This window comes from Bacteroidales bacterium (genome assembly GCA_013141385.1).
Taxonomy (GTDB): Bacteria; Bacteroidota; Bacteroidia; order Bacteroidales; family Tenuifilaceae; genus UBA8529.
The window spans coordinates 15,739-34,791 of the sequence record JABFRB010000042.1 but is presented as its reverse complement, the minus strand read 5'-3'; the positions used below and the strand labels follow the sequence as shown (position 1 = coordinate 34,791).

Here is a 19,053-nt window from a genome sequence, read left to right as displayed (position 1 = left end):
TCCGGGACAAATCTAAGTCAAATTTTATGTTAAAAAACATTTATTGATTTTTTTTATGCTTTATAACACTGCCGTTAAACACAAACACCTTATTATCACAAACATATAATAAGGTAAAAAGTTTAATTCTATATTTATTCTAAGTAACCGTACTATAATATAAATACAACAGCACAATAATGCAAAGACCACACAATAAAAAATATTTTTGCTCAATATGAATACCAAAAAACAGAGGATAATTTGACAGAACAATGATAAATGGAAATAAATTACAGGATCGTATTTAACGCATACAATAGTCTTTTGAATAAATGATCCCAATAAAATATGTAGAAAAAGCTAGAGCCCCGAAATTCTCTTAATCTCATTTAACCTATTAAGAGCCTCTACGGGTGTTAGATTATTAATATCTAGTAATTTGATTTGATCTCGAATCTGTTTCAGTACAGGATCTTCAAGCTGAAAGAAGCTGAGTTGATAGCCCTCACGGTGCTTACCCAGTTCATCTACAGGTTTATGGAGTGATTGACCTTGCTGAGATTTCTCCATCTCAGCCAGTATTTCATTTGCACGTTTAACCACACTCGGGGGCATTCCAGCCATTCGTGCTACATGAATTCCAAAACTATGCTCGCTCCCACCTCTAACCAATTTTCTTAAAAAGATTACTTTGTTTTCTAACTCCTTGATGGTAACGTTATAGTTTTTAACACGTGGAAATGTAGCCTCCATCTCATTCAGTTCGTGATAATGAGTAGCAAAAAGCGTTTTTGCTTTTGCCTGTGGGTGCTCATGAATGTATTCAACCATGGCCCAAGCAATGGATATTCCATCGTAGGTTGATGTTCCTCTTCCAATCTCATCGAGAAGGATAAGGCTTTTGCCCGATAGGTTATTCAAAATACTTGCAGCCTCCTGCATTTCAACCATAAAGGTTGATTCTCCAAGCGAGATATTGTCGGAAGCCCCCACCCGTGTAAATATTTTATCAACAACCCCAATTGACGCACTTTGCGCAGGAACGAAAGATCCTATTTGTGCCAAAAGAACTATTAGTGCGGTTTGCCTCAACAGTGCAGATTTACCAGCCATATTCGGTCCAGTGATGATAATAATCTGTTGCTCCCTGTCATCAATATAAACATCATTTGCAACATACTCCTCACCCGCTGGAAGCATCCGTTCGATTACTGGGTGTCTACCCGCCTTAATATCAACTACATTCGTTTGGTCAAGAAATGGTTTTGAATAGCTATATGCTTTTGCGCACATTGTAAATGAGAGTAAACAGTCTATTTGCGCAACAAGTGAGGCATTTAATTGGATTGATGCCACATATTCCGATAAACTATGGACAAGTTCCTGAAAAAGTTTTATCTCAATTTGAAGTATTTTTTCTTCGGCTCCCAAAATTTTAACCTCATACTCCTTAAGTTCCTCAGTTATATACCTCTCTGCCGATACAAGTGTTTGCTTTCGAATCCAATCTGCAGGAACTTTATCTTTATGGGTATTACGTACCTCAATAAAATAGCCAAAAACATTATTAAAATTAACCTTTAGCGAAGTGATCCCTGTTCTTTCCGATTCTCGCTGCTGAAGGTTTATTAGATAATCTTTTCCTGAATGCTGGATGTTTCGTAGTTCATCCAACTCGGAGTTAAAACCATTGGCAATTACACCGCCTTTTGCTATTAGTGCAGGTGGATCGCTAACAATCTCTTTACTAATACGCTCCCTAATTCTTGAACAAAGATTAATCTGTTCGCCAATCCTCTGTAAAGTAGGTTCACTCGAATTTTCACAAAGATCTTTAATTGAAATAAGTGTGGTCAAAGATGTTTTAAGCTGAACCATCTCCCTGGGTGTAATTCGACCTACTGCAGCTTTCGATATAATTCGCTCCAAATCACCAATATCCCTTACCTTTTCAATCAATAAATCATTTATCTCCTGATTTTTTATAAAATATTCTACAACCCCTTGCCTTTCATTAATAGCGGAGATATCCTTTAAAGGGAAGGCTATCCAACGTTTAAGAAGCCTTCCTCCCATTGGGGAGATTGTTTTATCTATTACCTCAATTAAAGTTTTTGCACCTTCATTTACCGATGAGAAAAGTTCAAGGTTGCGAACGGTAAACCTATCGAGCCAAACATATTTATCCTCATCAATTCTCGAAATAGATGATATGTGGTTTATCTGGTTGTGCTGTGTGATATCTAAATAGTAAAGAATTGCTCCTGCCGAGGTAACTCCTAACTTCATGCTATCAACCCCAAACCCTTTTAGCGATGCGGTTTGAAAATGGTTAAGCAGCTTATCATTTGCTCCATCGGCATTATAAGCCCATTCCTCCAACTTAAAGGTGTAGTATTTTGAACCAAATAACTCCAGAAAATCCTGATGTTTTGATCTTTCAACTAGTACCTCTTTGGGGTTAAAGCTACCTAATAGTTTATCGATATAATCTATTGTTCCTTCTGCTACAAGAAATTCTCCGGTTGAAATATCAAGAAATGCAATACCTGCGGTTTTTTTATCAAGGTGGACGCAGGCTAGAAAGTTATTTTCTTTTCGTTCAAGTACATTTTCATTGAAAGATACGCCTGGCGTTACTAATTCTGTAACTCCACGTTTTACAATGGTTTTTGTTAATTTAGGATCTTCAAGCTGATCGCAAATTGCAACCCGTTGCCCTGCTCTAACTAGCTTTGGTAGATAGGTATCGAGCGCATGATGAGGAAAGCCCGCTAGTTCTACGTAAGCGGCAGCACCATTTGCCCTACGGGTAAGTGTAATTCCAAGAATTTCAGATGCTTTAATGGCATCATCACCAAATGTTTCGTAAAAATCGCCCACCCTAAAGAGTAGTATAGCATCAGGGTGTTTCCGCTTGATACTAAAGTACTGCTTCATTAAAGGGGTTTCTACAACCGTACTCTCATTAAAATTGCTCAATCTGATTAGATGTAATGAAGTTTACTAAACATTTGAAGGAAACAAAATTATTAAAATCTTCTACTTAACAAAACAAATCAACTAATCAATAAAATTTTTTACCGCTAAATAAATTTGTAAATAAAGTTTGGCATGTATATTGATTATAAAATAAAAATCCTCCCTCACGCGAATGAAGAAGGATTTTATAAATAGAGGTTTGGTTGGGGTTAATTTTTAAAAGTATTTGATGCAATTATAGTTGTTTTCTACTAAAAGAACAAGTTTTATACAATATGGGTTAATAATTTGCAGCAAAATACATAAAAATCGAATCTCATTATTAGGAATAAAAGGCTACGTAGAGGGTAGCCTTTTTTATTTTCTGCAATTTAATTCTGTTCGTTCACGAACAAATGTGTTCGTAAATGAACATTAAACCGGGTGGTTCAATAAAATATTTGATTTCAAAAGTGGATTCCTTAAAATAATTTGTAAACCCTCTTAGTAGGATTTTAAGAGTTTGTAAATTTATTGTTTGATTTGCAAAAACTAAATTATAGTTAAGGTGTTTGTCTAATACAAATTGATTTTCGTTTTAACAGTTAATAGATATGGAATTAATAAATGCACTAAACTGGCGTTATGCCACAAAAAAGATGAACGGGCAAGCCGTTCCGCAAGATAAGGTAAATACTATCTTAGAAGCGGCACACCTAGCACCCACATCATCGGGTTTGCAGCCGTTTGAAATCATTGTGGTGACCAATGCCAACCTTAAGGTTAAGATTAAACCTATTGCTTTTGATCAAACCCAAATTACCGATTGCTCGCATTTGCTCATTTTTGCAGCATGGGATAATTATACTCCCGAGCGTATTAACGAAGTTTTTTCTCGCACTGTTGCCGAACGCGGAGTACCCGCAGACTCAATGGATGATTATAAAAACAGATTAATAAGTAGATTTGGTTCTCGTTCAGCTGAACAAAATTTTGCACACGCTGCACGTCAAGTATATATTGGCTTCGGTATTGCCTTAGCGGCTGCTGCTGAGCTAAAAGTTGATGCTACGCCTATGGAAGGTTTTGATAATGCTGCTCTTGATGAACTTTTAAATCTAAAAGAGAAAGGATTGCGAAGTGTCACATTGCTTCCACTGGGTTATAGAGATACTGAAAATGATTGGTTGGTAAATCTGAAAAAAGTGCGCACACCGAAGGCTCGTTTCATTACGGAATTAAAATAGTGACCTTCCCAATCCCTCCTTAAAAAAGAGGGGAAACTTAAATGGGCATTTTGAGTTGAAAAATAGATTCTTCCAGTTTAATCACGGCTATGCTTCCATCTGCGATGCGACCAAAGCCAGTTCTCAGGCTTTTTAATTATTATTGATTCCAATTTTCGAGCATACATCTCAGTAAGAACACCTTCCTCAAGTTCAAGTGGGTTTAAGGTTAGCACTGTAAACTCTATGACATAGTAGCCCCGCTTTAACCTTTGAATATCGGCATAAAGTACTGGGAGATTATTTAAACGAGCATGTTTCTCCATTCCATGCAGAAAGGCAGTTTCCCTATTAAGGAATTGCACCCAGTATGCCCTATCCATAAACTCTTTAGGCATTCCTTGGTCACCAGCCATTAGATAGATAGTTCTTATACCCTTGCATTGTTCAAAGGTTAACGAGGTATCCTTTATGGGTGCAAGGGTTGTCCCAAAACGGGAGCGACTCCAGCGAACAAACCTATCCACATACCCATTATTTAATGGCTTATAGAAGGCAACAACATTGAATTCCGTTTGCAGCCTAGCCGACAGGCTTCCCCACTCCCAATTGCAGTAATGACCAGCAACAACAATAACGCTTTGCCCCTTTTTATAGAATTCCTCAAGTAATTCGGGGTTTGTAATGCGATGCCGTTTAAGTATCTGCCTACGCGACATGGTAAAGGCTCTAAACCCCTCAAGGATAATATCTACAAGGTTTTTGTAAAAAAGATTTGTTAACCGTTTTATCTCCTTATGGCTATAACGGGGAAACGATCCCTTAAGATTCTCAACAACCACTGCCTTCCTATAACCAAAAACTCCATAAAGAAAAAAACGGACTACGTATGAAAAAAGGTACAGCAGCGGGAAAGGGAATAACCCGAAGAAAACCACGGCACAAAAGAAAGTAAAAGCACCAAGTAGGTTCATGCTCTAAGTGTATTTGAAATCGGACCTAAACAAACTGACAAAATAGTAATTTTCAAATTAGTTATAATAAGAATTTTGATAAAGGGCTACCTACTAAGGAGGTTTTTTGCCTTAAGTATATGTAATAAAATGGATTAACTCTATTGTGATAGATTATTTTCTAACTCAAATTTTTTATTGCTTAACGATTTGTAGAAAATGTTAACTTTGATGTAGTTAATGGTAAGAATTGTATATATCCCCATGAAAATGGAGGGATATGAACGGAAAAGTTTTATATATAAACAAATTGGCGTTATGTCAAGATATAAAAACATAAATCTGATAACTATGAAAAATTTTAGTGAATACGAACAAAGATTAATAGAAAATCTAGTTAAGACTGACTTATTAAAATCAAATGTCCTTGATTTCATTTCAAATACTGTACTCGTTGACAGAGGTATTGAGATTAAAGAAGATGCCAAAATAATATCACTTTTATATTCCAAAACAGATAAAAATGCATTAACTGAATTCTTCGAATGTATCTCAACAATAGATTACTTAGAAAAAAACAATCTAATATTTGTACATTCAAATTATGATTTACCCCAAAAAGGCAATTTCGTTTCTAAAAACATTACACAAGAAATACTTGATAGTAAAGTTACTGACTTCTTTATCCAACCAATTCCTACAAACATATTTGATCTTATCATGAGATATAAAATTAGTTACTTTTATGTTAGATCTGAATTGAAAAAAATACTAGAAAATAACTTTAAAACTTACGAACAGATGTATCATGAGGAGGAACTAACTGAATCTAAAAAACAAACAAGAATTTCTAGATTTTCATTTTATCTAGCATTAGGAGCTCTTTTGTTTTCTTTTATTGCACCATTCATTTTTGACGCAAATATAAATCAAGATCAAGTTAATGAAATAAATCAAAATCTTAAGGTCTTAGAGTTATCTGTAAAGGATATAAAAACAGAAATTCTTCTAATGAGAGAAACCTTAATTGACACATTAAATTCTTCATCAGGCAAGGAAACACAACGCCCAACAAGTAATCATACACCATAGGGGTTTAGTGGCACATCATGCGTTTCAGTTCGCATCAAAGTCTGTAACGGTTGATAGGAACGTAGTTTCGAAATCTCCAACGTTTAATACCGCCAACCGTTAACCTCAATCCATTAAAAAATCTCATATAACTTCTTATATGTCCCAAAAACTTTATTTTTGGGACATATAAAAATGATATGGGACAAAATGCACCATATTTAACTCTTGACAAACATCACCTGAACCAATGACCAATAATATGGAAATTGAAGAAGCGAAAAACGAAAATATTGGAGATGTGAAGATTGAATATTTCGAAATTTATTTTGGGAAAAGAAAGGGCTACTTTATACCAAAACTTATTGATCTTGAAAATGGAAAGAGATTCTCATTTAATATCGGAGCCTTTTTCTTTGGAATATTTTGGGTTTTATATCGACGACTTTATATTCTCTCATTGATTATTATAGGAGTTGCATTTGTAGAATCAAAAATTGAGGAATTCCTAGTAAATAGACTTGGAGATTCACCAGACATTGAAATATCACTAAGAGTTCTTTGGTTATTAGTTTATGGAACAATTTTAGGTTATTTTGGAAATTACTTTTTTTTAAAACATTCAAAAAGGAAGGTTGAAAAAATTGTTTCATCAACAGATGAAGAGACAATAAAAATGAAAAAACTCAAAAAGGCTGGAAGTGGTAATTGGATATTAATTTTATCAATCATATTTATTTTAATTTTTTTACTAATTTTAAGTAATAACCAATAACTATAATTATTATGAAAAAACACAAATTTTACCTGTTTCTCTTATTCATTAATTTGATAGTTCTTACTTCATACTCACAAGGCAGTGATTCGATTAAAGACTTTTTTGTGAAGGTTAAAAAAATAGAGGATAAAGAGTTAAATGTTTATAAAATGAGTTATAAAAACTATTTATCCAATAGGAAAGAAAAGATAATTTCAACACTTGATTCTGGGAAAATTATCTCTAAACATAAAATCAAGTATTATAAAAGTGGTGCTAAAAAAGAAGTGATTAAATACTTTAGAATATCATCCCAAGATAAAGTTGTAATACTCAAAATTGTGAAAATAAACGACAATAAAACATTTATCAAGTATTGCGAATCTATTTTAAATCATAAGGATGAATTGAAGGTTGTTGCCGAGGAGATATTAATTGACAATAAGTACTATCAAAAACTTCTTTATGATAAAGACAGAATATTGATAAAGAGTGAGAATATTGTGATTTCCAATCAAGATAAATAATTGACCTACAATAGCCGTTAAGTGGCCATAGGGCATGATTTGCAGATATTGAATTAAATGTGTATCCGCTTTGCTGTCATTCCTGCGAATGCAGGAATCCCCTTTTTACACCCAGATTCCGGGACTTCGCCCGGAATGACCGTTAGGTTTGTTTATCGAAATAGTAATCTAAACGGATACTCATATAGAATTAATTCCTAGCTTAGCGACATCCATTACTTTACTAAACACCAAACAATGGAAAAAACCAAAGTTATTGATGATTCAATAAACAAGGGGATAATGAATTTGATAGATGGTCAAAAAGATTGCCTATGTACAAACTTAAAATGCCCAAGAAAGACAAATTGCGCTGAGTGCGTTAAGTTTCATAGTGGGAGAGAAAATCGACCTTTTTGTGAAAGGTAAATCAAAAATTAGCTAAAGACTTATGAAAATTATTGCATTAGGAAGTGGTGGATGGATCCCTACATCGGCAAAGGAAACCTCTTGCTTTTTGATTGATACAGGTGAATCGCTAATAATTCTTGATACAGGTACTGGAATATCAAGGTTAGGGGGATATGTAGAGCTATTAAATAAGTATGAGGAGATTCATATTATCTATAGTCACTATCATCTCGATCATATTATTGGTCTATGCTATATTGGTAATTGGGCAAAGGAGAAGATTATTAATGTTTATGGCCCAGGAAATAATTTAGTAAATAGGGCGTGTAAAGATATTATTACAACATTCTTATCGCCCCCGTATTTTATTTCTGTTGAGAGCATTGGGAAGAGAGTTAATTTTGCTGATTATGATTTAAATGGATTCTTTATTGGAAATATCAAAATAAATATCACGGAGCAAATTCATACAGGAAAATCGTATGGAATTACGGTTGGAAACTATGTTCATTATGCAACGGATACGGCATTAAATGAGGGAACATTTCAGGCAGCAAAAAATGTCAAACTGCTTCTTCATGATTGCTGGTCGATGGTAAATGTAAATAGTATGGATCATACATCCCTTCAAGATATTGTTGATTTGCAAAGCAGGTTTCGGATTGAGAAGGTTGGTTTAATACATACCAATCCTAACTGGAAGAATGCCAATTTATTGAACATTAGGAATAGCATTTCCAATAAGGGAAGTATAGTTTTTGTTGAGGATGAAATGGTTTTTTTATTTTGATATCGCAAAATGCGATAATTGCTAATAATTGTACTGCACGTTCCACAGCCAAAGTTATCGGTTTGTAATTCAAAAAATAATTTGAAAAATATTGCTGGTGTTATATGCGAATATTGATATTGGGCTAAAGTCCAACACCCCTTTTCCTTCAGAGGTTATCTAAAAAGAATTTTTTCACGCAAAGAACGCCAAGTTTTCGCAAAGATCGCAAAGTATAATATTCATTATTTCAACACTTTGCGATCTTTGCGTTTTTTCTTTGTGAGCTTTGCGAGATCTAATTTTGACTTTTCAGACAGCCCCATTAATCTGTGCAATGATTGTTTTCAACGCTTAGTTCACAATTGTATGAAAAATATACCTTAAGCCTGAAAAATTATACCTCTGATTTGACATGAATTTAAGATAATATTACCTTTCCCGAAAATATTAGAATAATGAAAACAGTACTCTTCTGGTTACCCCGTTTAATTGCAATTTCAATTGCCATTTTCCTTAGTGTGTTTGCTTTCGATGTTTTTAGTATGCCAGCACCATTTGGGAAAAAAATGATTGGATTCACTATCCATACTATTCCTTCGATATCTATTCTTATTATTGCCATAATTACTTGGAAGAAATCATTTTGGGGTTCTTTCCTGTTTACTCTGCTATTCATTGCCATAACGTTTTATTTTAAAACGTATAATAATGCAACCAGTTTTCTAATCCTCTCTATTCCATTACTATTTATAGCACTCCTTTATACTCTCGAATATTTTTATATAAAAAGGAAATAGCATTGAACAGCATGAAACGAATTTTCCTATTTGTTTTTCTGTGCTTGAGTATTATTCCAACATCAAATGCTAATTCGATCAAGGACTCAACTCTAATATTTTTCCCGAGGAATAGGGTATTCCCTTCTGTATTCCTCGATCCGTTGGAGTGTCAAATTAGTGGTGGTTCATACATATTATCGCGAAAAGGAAATAGTGAAAGTTTATACTCTCTGGTGAATTTTGGCTTTACTAAGCCAGTTGTTGTAAAACATGGAAAATCAATATTATGGGAGTTGAATTTTGGTGCTGCTACTTTTACCCAGTTCGATCTTATAAAAAAGGATAATGGTTCCTACCTTGCAGGGTTGCTCAACAATGATTATAAGCTTAGCGGTGATATTAGTGTTCAGAAAAATAAACATGTTTTACGATTTAGGTTATTCCATGTTTCATCGCATCTTGGCGATGATTATATGTTACGCCACAATGATACCATACCAAACGACAAATCAGATAATTACGAGCAGGCGGATTTAACATATTTGAGATTAATATCGAATGGTTACTGGTATGCAGGAATTGGTGAGGTTTATACAAAATATGTTTTCAGGGAGCGTTTATCGGTTCAAGGGGGTGGTCTTTGGGATTTTGGAAAATCAAAACCCGTTAACCTATTTACCTCAATCAGCATTAAAATATTTGCCGAAAATGAATTTAACCCAGATTTAAGAACAGCCTTGGGTGTTAGCTTTAACCGAAAATCTGAATCGCTGGTTAGGATTTGGCTTGAATACTATTCTGGTCAACTCCCCTACAGCACTCTAAAATATGGAAGAGTCAACTGGCTTGGGCTAGTGATATGGCTAAATTTATTTTAAATAAAAACAGATACATCCAAATCTAGCGTAATCAAATACTTGCGTGAATTACATTTCAACAAAGAAAGTTTTAATTTCACAAAACACGGTTTTATGCACTGTGCTTTTTATTTTATTAACTTTGTTATAAAGTTGTAAAAATGTAAATAATCTACTTCTATGAAACACCCATGTTAAACTGTTAACACAAATGCGGATAAACAAAATATGGGTGTTCCATCATTGTAAATAGTTATTACTCTAAAGAATGTAGCCAGACAACCAATTATATACTTAACGTAAATTTTATTCGGATGAAAAAAATAATAAAAAGAACCCTTTGGGTTATAGGTATTGTAATCGCTTTAATTGTTATCCTTTTTGTATGGTACGGAATTAAAGCATCTTCAGAGGTTAAAAAGATGTCGCCTACTGAAACAGGTCAAATTACTGATAGCATATATGCTATTAAGGATTCATTTGTAAATATATATTTAATTAGAAGTGGCAATGGATACGTTGCAATTGATGGCGGAAACACCATTGAAGGTATAAAGGAAGGTCTTATCAAACTTAAAATTTCCCCAGATGATGTAGTAGCAATCCTACTTACACATACCGATAACGATCATGTTAAAGCAATAAGTTTATTCCCAAAAGCATCAATCTACATATCAAAGCAGGAAGAACAAATGGTTACTGGAAAAAAATCTAGGTTTTTATTCTTCAAGAATAGCAAGTTGGATAGACCGTACAACGTTTTAGATGACAATCAGGTAATAAATCTGTTAAATCTAAAGATTAAAGGTATTCTTGTCCCTGGTCATACACCCGGTTCAATGTGCTATCTAATAAACGATAAATATCTATTTACAGGTGATGCTTTAAGTCTAAATGATGGAAAAATAGGCGGATTTAATAAGTTTTTTAATATGGATACTAAAACTGCTTTAAAGTCTATTAGCAAACTAACCAACTTCGAAAATGCTGAATATATTTTTACAGCACATCATGGATTTACAAACAACTACAAGGATGCGGTTAAGGATTGGGAAAAATAGATTATGAACTAAACTATTTATCAATATATGAGTCATAGGATTAAAATACAAAAACATATTGATAAAGAGTATTCAATAAAAGCAACTATTAACTACAAATAACAATTTATGAAACAATTAATAAATCTAACATTATTCCTCTTTTGGGGAGTAACCCAAATACTAGGACAAAATAATCCAAATTGGTTACGATATTCAGCAATTTCTCCCGATGGGCAAACAATCGCTTTTACATACAAGGGGGATATCTATACCGTACCATCAGTAGGAGGCACTGCAAAAGCAATTACTTTCAACGAGGCATACGATTACATGCCCGTATGGAGCCATGATGGCAAGTCCATTGCTTTTGCATCGGATCGATATGGGAACTTCGATATATTCGTTGTAAACTCAGAAGGCGGTGAACCAAGACGATTAACTTTTCATTCTAGAAATGAATATCCATACTCCTTCAGTGCCGATGATAAATCGGTAATATTTGGTGGACAGCGCCAGGATTTAGCTAGCCATAGGCAGTTCCCAATAAATTCACAACCAGAGTTATACAATGTGCCAGTAAATGGTGGTCGAGTAAGCATGGTTTGGACATTTCCAGCCGAAGCCGTTCAGGTTAGCAAGGATGGTCAACTCATGGTTTATCACGACAAGAAGGGGGGTGAAAATGAGTTCCGTAAACATCATACATCATCTATTACCCGTGATATTTGGCTATACAATAGTAAAACTGGGGATCAAAAGATGATTACGAATTTTAAAGGGGAAGATCGAAATCCAGTTTTTGCCGATAACGATAAAAGTATATATTATTTAAGCGAGGAAAGTGGAAATTTTAATGTGCATAAGCTCAACTTAGATAATCCTCAGCAAAAGCAGCAGATTACGAATTTAAAAAAATTTCCTGTTCGTTTTCTAAGCATTAGTAATAGCGGAACGCTATGTTTTGGTTACGATGGTGAATTATATACATTGACATCAGGCAGTGAACCGAAAAAAGTATCTGTAACAATTCGTACCGAGGATAAGCGTAACAACGATTTGTTCCTATCAATCAATGGAAGCGCAAAGGAAATGGATATTTCACCAAATGGGAAAGAGGTCGTTTTTGTTGTTAGAGGCGAGGTTTTCGTTTCATCCGTTGAAGGAGGGATAACTAAAAGAATCACCAACACCCCAGAACAAGAGCGATTTGTAAGTTTTTCGCCCGATGGAGAATCAATTCTTTATGCTAGCGAACGAAATGGGAAATGGCAAATCTATCAAACTAAAAAAACACGCAAGGAAGAACCTTACTTCTACGCTTCAACAGTGCTAAAAGAAGAACCTCTTTTTAATAGCGAAAATAATTGCTATGAACCCCAATACTCACCAGATGGGAAAGAGGTGGCTTATATTGAAAATCACACTTCGCTTGTGATTTATAACATTATTAGCAAACAAACCCGAACCATACTAACACCCAATGAATTATTTTACATGGCAGATGGTGACCAGTATTTTACATGGAGCCCCGATAGTAAATGGCTTTTGGTAGAATATTATCCAGTAATGGCCAATGGAGAAGCTGTAATCATAGCAGCCGATGGAAAGAGTAAAATGATAAATTTAACCCAAAGCGGTTATAACGATTTCCGCCCCAAATGGGTTAATGAAGGCAAACAAATGCTTTGGTTCAGTAATCGCGATGGGATGAGAAGCTATGCCAACAGCGGTGAAAGGCAAGCCGACGTATACAGCATGTTCTTTACTAAAAATGCTTGGGATCGTTTTAACCTAAGCAAAGAGGACTATGATCTTCTTAAAGCAATTGAAGAAAAGCAAAAGGAAAAAGAGAAGAAAAATAAAGATGAATCAAAAGATAAGAAGGACAAAAAAGATAATAAAACTGACGAGGTTAAAAAGGATAGCATTTTAAAATTCGATTGGGATAATATTCGAGAACGTAAAACAAGATTGACCATAAACTCATCATCACTTGGTGATGCAGTGCTATCAAAGGATGGAGAAACTTTATACTACCTATCGAGTTTCGAAAAAGGTTTAAACCTGTGGAGTACAAACCTTCGCACAAAGGAAGCCAAAATGGAAATTCAACTTGATGCCAACAATGGTCAACTTAAATGGGATAAGGATATGAAGAACCTATTCCTTCTTGCCGATGGAAAAATTTCGAAAATCAATGTTGATAAAGGAAAGCGTGAATCGATTGTGATAAAAGGGGAGATGAAACTGGATATGGCTGCCGAAATGAAATATATGTTCGATCATGTTTGGCAACGCACCAAAACAGGCTTCTACACATCATTCTTCCATGGAGCCAACTGGGATGAACTTCGCAGCGATTACATGAAATATCTTCCAAGTATAGGTAATGGTTATGAGTTTGCCGATTTGCTTTCGGAAATGCTGGGTGAACTCAACAGCTCCCATTCTGGGGCAAGGTATAACTCAAGAAATCCTGACGGTGACGCAACCGCATCTCTTGGTATATTTATGGATTATGATTTTATCGGCGATGGTATTAAAATTACCGAGGTAATTCAGGGGGGGGCTCTCGATAAATCGAATATAAAGGTTAGCCCTGGAATGATAATCGAACAGATTGATGGTGAAACAATTTCTACCAACAAGGATGTCGCAATGTTCCTTAACCGCAAAGTTGATAAGTATACTCTGCTACAAGTTCTCGATCCTACAACCAACACAAGGCAACAAATATCTGTTAAACCAATTTCACTTGATGAAGAGAACGGTTTGCTCTATAAACGATGGGTAAAAAAGAACGAGGAGGAAGTTGATAAAATTAGCAACGGACAGTTAGGGTACGTGCATATTCCGGGTATGAGCGATGGGCCATATCGTGATATCTATGAGGAGATGATGGGCAAATTCCACGACCGAAAAGGTGTTATTGTCGACACCCGTTTCAACGGCGGTGGTGACCTTGTTTCTGATTTAGCAATGTTCTTTACTGGTAATAAGTTTTTAGTTTATGGGAATGAAAAACGTTCACTTGGTTACGAACCCTCTTTCCGTTGGACAAAACCCACTGTGGCTATGTTTAACGAAGCAAATTACAGCGATGGACATTGTTTTGCATGCGGCTATCAGGACTTAGGGATTGGCAAAACTATTGGAATGCCAACCCCTGGTACTTGCAGCTTTGCTGGATGGGAAGGTTTACAGGATGGTGCCACCCGTTGGGGTGTAATTCCTGTTAGTACAAAAAATAGTAAGGGTCAGTGGCTGGAAAACTTAGAAACAGTACCCGATTTTGTTATTAAGAATGAACCTTTGATAATTAGCAAGGGCAGAGATCAACAATTGGAGAAAGCTGTTGAAGAACTCTTAAAACTAGTTAAATAGACTGTTTCTGTAAAAATGAGGTTAAGCAAAAAAAATATTGATTGGTAAAAACTTGTTTAAAGCAGCAAATTTGCTGCTTTAAACTTTTGTATTAAATGTTTTTAAAACCTAAAAACGTTGTGGCCATTTTCCAATGCGGATTACAGAATTTTTTCAAATTCAATTCTTCCTTCCAATATGTAATCTAAGTTAAAACACATATCCAACATTTTTAACACTAATCATTAATAGATAAAACAAACAGGACTATCGATGAAATAGACCCCAAGGTCTATCTTTTTTCTTTTTTGATATATGTCACTTGATATTTGCTCATCCTATAAAATCCAGAATAAATAATAACTTGACACATAAGGTGAGCATGAAAAAACTCGTAATCCTACTTTTTCTTTTTTCGGAAAATTTTGTTTACTCCCAAGCACCTGCCAATATTAAAATTGATGGGCTCTATTTTGGAACTCTCGAGAGTGTTCTTAATAGGATTAGCCAGAAACATGGAATCGTTTTCTCTTTTGATAAGGAGTTGGCTAATTCTATAAACATTGAAGAACGTCCTTTTCAACAATCGCTGGAAGAGTTCTTAGATAAAATCTGTCGCACAAATAAACTAAAATATTATACCAGCAATGATAAGGTAATACACATTATAGAGCGATGGGAAAATCAAAATCTTAAGAAACTCGATGGGGTAAAGAGTTATAGGGGTAAACCCAAACGGTACAATATTACCCTATCCGGCAAAATTATCGACAATTCAACAAGGGAAACGCTCCCCTTTGTTAACATCGCAGTAAAAGGGACTACAATAGGCGGAGCAACTAACGTAGATGGGCATTTTACCTTGGTAAATGTACCCTGCGATACGGTAACTCTAATTTGTAGCTACATAGGGTACGAAAAGCAAACCCTTTACCTAACCCCCGAATCTCCAATCAATAACCTGCTAATTGAACTAAACGTCGCATCTCAAGAGATCAAAGAGGTGGTTGTAACGGGGCAAAAGCAGGATATCCTTGAAGCCAACGAAAAAACAAGTATGATTAAACTTACACCCTTAAAACTTAATACATTACCCAATCTTGGTGAAAAAGACATACTCAGATCTTTCCAACTAATGCCGGGTATAAGTGCGGCCAATGAGAATTCATCAGGATTATATGTACGTGGAGGAACCCCAGATCAATCACTTGTTCTTTATGATGGCTTTACAGTTTATAATGTCGAACACCTTTTTGGGTTCTTCAGCTCATTTAACTCAAATGCTATTAAAGACGTACAACTTTACAAAGGGGGTTTCGATGCAAAATTTGGTGGTAGACTTTCAAGTGTTGTTGAGATCACTGGAAAAGAGGGTGATCGCAAAAGATTTAATGCTTGCGTGGATATTGGAATGCTATCGATGAATGCTTTTACAGAATCTCCCATTGGTGAAAAATCCTCAGTAATTGTTTCATTTCGACGAAGCTGGCAGAGTCCTGTTTACAATAAAATTTTTAATCAATTTAACACTCAATCGGATAATACAAATTCTCAAGAGCCTCCAGGACAAGACAATAATAATCTAAAATCATATTTTTACGATATTAATGCAAAATTTACACACCGAATTAGCGAGAACGAAAATATCTCATTCAGCTTTTACAATGGAGCAGATGATTTAGATAACTCTATTAAACCTAGGGGGCCTGAGGGTGGTCCAGGTGGAGGTCCAGGAGGTGGAGGCGGAATTCATGATTTTAGCATGAAATCAACCGATTTAACATACTGGGGAAATACAGGATCATCATTAAAATGGTCGAAGAACTGGAATGATAAGTTTTTCACAAATGCTCTTTTAAGCTTTTCAAACTATTTCAGTAAACGTGATCGATCAACTGGTGGTAGTTATGTTGATGAGGACGGAAATACTCAAACCATTAATCGTGGGGTTCTCGAAAATAACAATCTTCTAGATTATACCGCTAAAGTAGATTTTGAATATAAACTAACAAACAAACACAAACTTGAGTTTGGTGCTCAGTCAATTTTCAACTCTATTAATTATTCATACTCTCAAAATGACACATTAAAAATTATTGACCGCAAAACAAATGGTGCAACATTATCCGGCTATCTTCAGGATAAAATGAATTTTCTGAATGAGAAATTAAATGTAACCACTGGCTTGAGATATAACTATTTTACTAATACTAGCAAAAGTTATATTGAGCCAAGAATCGGTGCCTCCTATCAACTCAATTCAAGGTTAAAACTTAAGTCTTCTATTGGTAGATATTATCAATTCGCTAAAAGAGTAGTGCGTGAAGATATTCTTCAGGGAAGTCGCGATTTTTGGGCCTTAGCTGATGGAGAAAAACTACCTGTAAGCTCATCGAATCATTTTATTGCAGGATTTTCCTACGAAACAAAAGATTTTTTAATTGATGTTGAGGGTTACTATAAATCATTGAGTAGCCTTTCAGAATATTCTCTTCGTTTTGAAACTATGCGTCAAAACGTTTCCTATGAGGAGAATTACCAAATTGGATCAGGCGTTGCCGAAGGTATTGATTTTCTTTTCCAAAAAAAATATGGTGATTACACGGGCTGGATAGGTTATACAATTGGTCGTGTTATAAATAAGTTCAATAACTATGGCAATTACTATTTCTATGCGTCTAACGATGTATCGCATGAATTTAAGTTAGTTAATTCATATAAATGGCGTAAATGGGACTTTTCAGCCACTTGGATATTCGCCACAGGGAAACCCTATACAGCACCCGAAGGGGGATATCAGCTTACACTTCTTGATGGAACAACCCGCGATTATATCAATGTTACAGTAAAAAATGGAATGCGGCTACCAGCATACCATCGACTTGATGTGTCTGCCTCGTATAATTTTATTCTCGGCCCCGATTCGCCATGTACCCTAGGTTTTTCAGTTTTCAATCTTTATAACCGTAGCAATATTTGGTATAATGAATACGAGATAATTGAAAACCAAATTATTAAAACGCCTGTGAAGTTTCTGGGAATCACACCGAATATCAGTCTAAATATCAAATTTCGATAAAATACACAATATGAAAACTTTAAAAGCACTTCTAGCAGTCACCATATTAATGTCCTTTATATCATGCCAAAAGGTAGAACAGCAATACACCAACTCCGACAAAGTTATTGTTGAGGGCTACCTAAATGCAGATCAAAAAGCAAGGATTAGCGTATCCAAAGAAATTACATATGCAACGAATGATAGTTCTGAAATGCCAATTGAAGAGTTAGAAATTACTCTCACTAATAATGATATTTCGGAGATTATGATTGATAAAGGTTCTGGAATATATGAAAGTAATACCCTAATTATGAGAGCAAATGAAAAATATAGTATGAACTTTGACTATAAAGGAAAGTTAATAACCTCGGAAACAACCATCCCCGAAAAACCTAAAAATTATAGGGCTTCGGCAACATCAATCACCATTGCTACATTTAGTCCAGGTACAGGAACTCCACCATCCTTTCCAGATCCAATAAAACTAACATGGTCTAACCTCGATAGTAGATATTTTCTTGTTGTTGTTGAAAATATTGAAAAAAAGCCCGTTGCAATTTTCGATAGCACCATGTTTGATCTTAAACGGGTTTTCCGTAATGAACCTCTTCAAACAAACTCCTACGAACTTAATATGCGCAGTTTCAACTACTATGGAACTCATCAGATAATTCTTTTTAACCTGAATCCAGAATATGTATCGCTTTACGAAAACAATGGAAGTTCATCATTAAACCTTACTACCCTACCAACTAATATTGAGGGAGGTTTAGGCATATTTACAGGAATAAACTCCGATACAATTAGAGTTGAAGTCTCTGATTAATCAATATCCCAGGGATGAATACGTTTTTAATGTCAGTTCGATGTAAGATGTCATCCTGAGCAAAGCGAAGAGTCTAATTACTTATAAAATAGATGGTTGCTTTCAGCGAATCCTTCGGATTTCACTCCGTTCAGCATGACAAAGCAACAATCTAATGGTGAACTGAGAATCAATATATTATATTTACATCGAACTCACGTTTTTTAATGTTATGAAGAAAGAAGAAGAGTCCATAAATCGTCCTTTTATGACAAAAATGTAAATTAAAAGAGATTTAAAAAAATTACGGATGATCAATTTAAGATTAAACAAAAGTTTATGGAAGACAGAAAGAATAGAGGGAGTTGATCCAATAGAAATAGCAGACATGAACGATTAGACGATAGATAGCAAATAAAATTAAAACCACCCTAACACAAATTTAAATGTTAAACCTCAATTCAAAATCAAAAATGTTGGTAAACATAGCCCTGCATGCGCTGGTA

General features: G+C 34.9%; 13 protein-coding genes. 10 read left to right on the top strand and 3 right to left on the bottom strand.

What is annotated here, in order from left to right; all coding sequences use genetic code 11:
* Positions 1–342 precede the first annotated feature (342 nt).
* On the bottom strand, positions 343–2,922 hold the full coding sequence (gene mutS, locus HOO91_19615) for a DNA mismatch repair protein MutS (GenBank protein ID NOU19772.1): 2,580 nt from the start codon (positions 2,920–2,922) through the stop codon (positions 343–345).
* Positions 2,923–3,557: 635 nt separating this feature from the next.
* On the opposite strand from mutS, the gene HOO91_19610 reads away from it, so the two are divergent.
* Positions 3,558–4,190: an NAD(P)H-dependent oxidoreductase gene (locus HOO91_19610; protein NOU19771.1), complete on the top strand. Its 633-nt coding sequence runs from the start codon at positions 3,558–3,560 to the stop codon at positions 4,188–4,190.
* Between the two features lie 77 nt (positions 4,191–4,267).
* On the opposite strand, the gene HOO91_19605 is transcribed toward HOO91_19610, so the two are convergent.
* Positions 4,268–5,143, bottom strand: coding sequence for a lauroyl acyltransferase (locus tag HOO91_19605; protein ID NOU19770.1), 876 nt, complete (start codon positions 5,141–5,143; stop codon positions 4,268–4,270).
* A gap of 852 nt (positions 5,144–5,995) precedes the next feature.
* Complete coding sequence (locus HOO91_19600; protein NOU19769.1) at positions 5,996–6,082, bottom strand: hypothetical protein; 87 nt, start codon at positions 6,080–6,082, stop codon at positions 5,996–5,998.
* Between the two features lie 373 nt (positions 6,083–6,455).
* On the opposite strand from HOO91_19600, the gene HOO91_19595 reads away from it, so the two are divergent.
* The 9 genes from HOO91_19595 to HOO91_19555 all read left to right on the top strand — a co-directional run bounded on the left by HOO91_19595 (position 6,456) and on the right by HOO91_19555 (position 18,568).
* Entirely contained in the window at positions 6,456–6,968 is a 513-nt protein-coding gene (locus tag HOO91_19595) for a DUF2628 domain-containing protein (GenBank protein ID NOU19768.1), read from the top strand.
* An 11-nt stretch (positions 6,969–6,979) separates the two neighbouring features.
* Entirely contained in the window at positions 6,980–7,477 is a 498-nt protein-coding gene (locus HOO91_19590) for a hypothetical protein (GenBank protein ID NOU19767.1), read from the top strand.
* 430 nt (positions 7,478–7,907) lie between these two features.
* On the top strand, positions 7,908–8,657 hold the full coding sequence (locus HOO91_19585) for an MBL fold metallo-hydrolase (protein NOU19766.1): 750 nt from the start codon (positions 7,908–7,910) through the stop codon (positions 8,655–8,657).
* 437 nt (positions 8,658–9,094) lie between these two features.
* Positions 9,095–9,436: a hypothetical protein gene (locus HOO91_19580; protein NOU19765.1), complete on the top strand. Its 342-nt coding sequence runs from the start codon at positions 9,095–9,097 to the stop codon at positions 9,434–9,436.
* 11 nt (positions 9,437–9,447) lie between these two features.
* Positions 9,448–10,296 (top strand): DUF1207 domain-containing protein, encoded by an 849-nt coding sequence (locus tag HOO91_19575; protein NOU19764.1) that lies wholly within the window; start codon positions 9,448–9,450, stop codon positions 10,294–10,296.
* Between the two features lie 293 nt (positions 10,297–10,589).
* Positions 10,590–11,336, top strand: a complete 747-nt coding sequence (locus HOO91_19570; GenBank protein ID NOU19763.1) for an MBL fold metallo-hydrolase — start codon at positions 10,590–10,592, stop codon at positions 11,334–11,336.
* A gap of 108 nt (positions 11,337–11,444) precedes the next feature.
* Positions 11,445–14,702: a peptidase S41 gene (locus HOO91_19565; GenBank protein NOU19762.1), complete on the top strand. Its 3,258-nt coding sequence runs from the start codon at positions 11,445–11,447 to the stop codon at positions 14,700–14,702.
* Positions 14,703–15,063: 361 nt separating this feature from the next.
* Positions 15,064–17,760 carry a TonB-dependent receptor gene (locus tag HOO91_19560; GenBank protein NOU19761.1) on the top strand — a complete coding sequence of 899 codons (2,697 nt, stop codon included), beginning with the start codon at positions 15,064–15,066 and terminating at the stop codon, positions 17,758–17,760.
* Positions 17,761–17,770: 10 nt separating this feature from the next.
* A complete protein-coding gene (locus HOO91_19555) occupies positions 17,771–18,568 on the top strand; it encodes a DUF4249 family protein (GenBank protein ID NOU19760.1) in 798 nt (265 codons plus the stop codon).
* Positions 18,569–19,053: the final 485 nt, after the last annotated feature.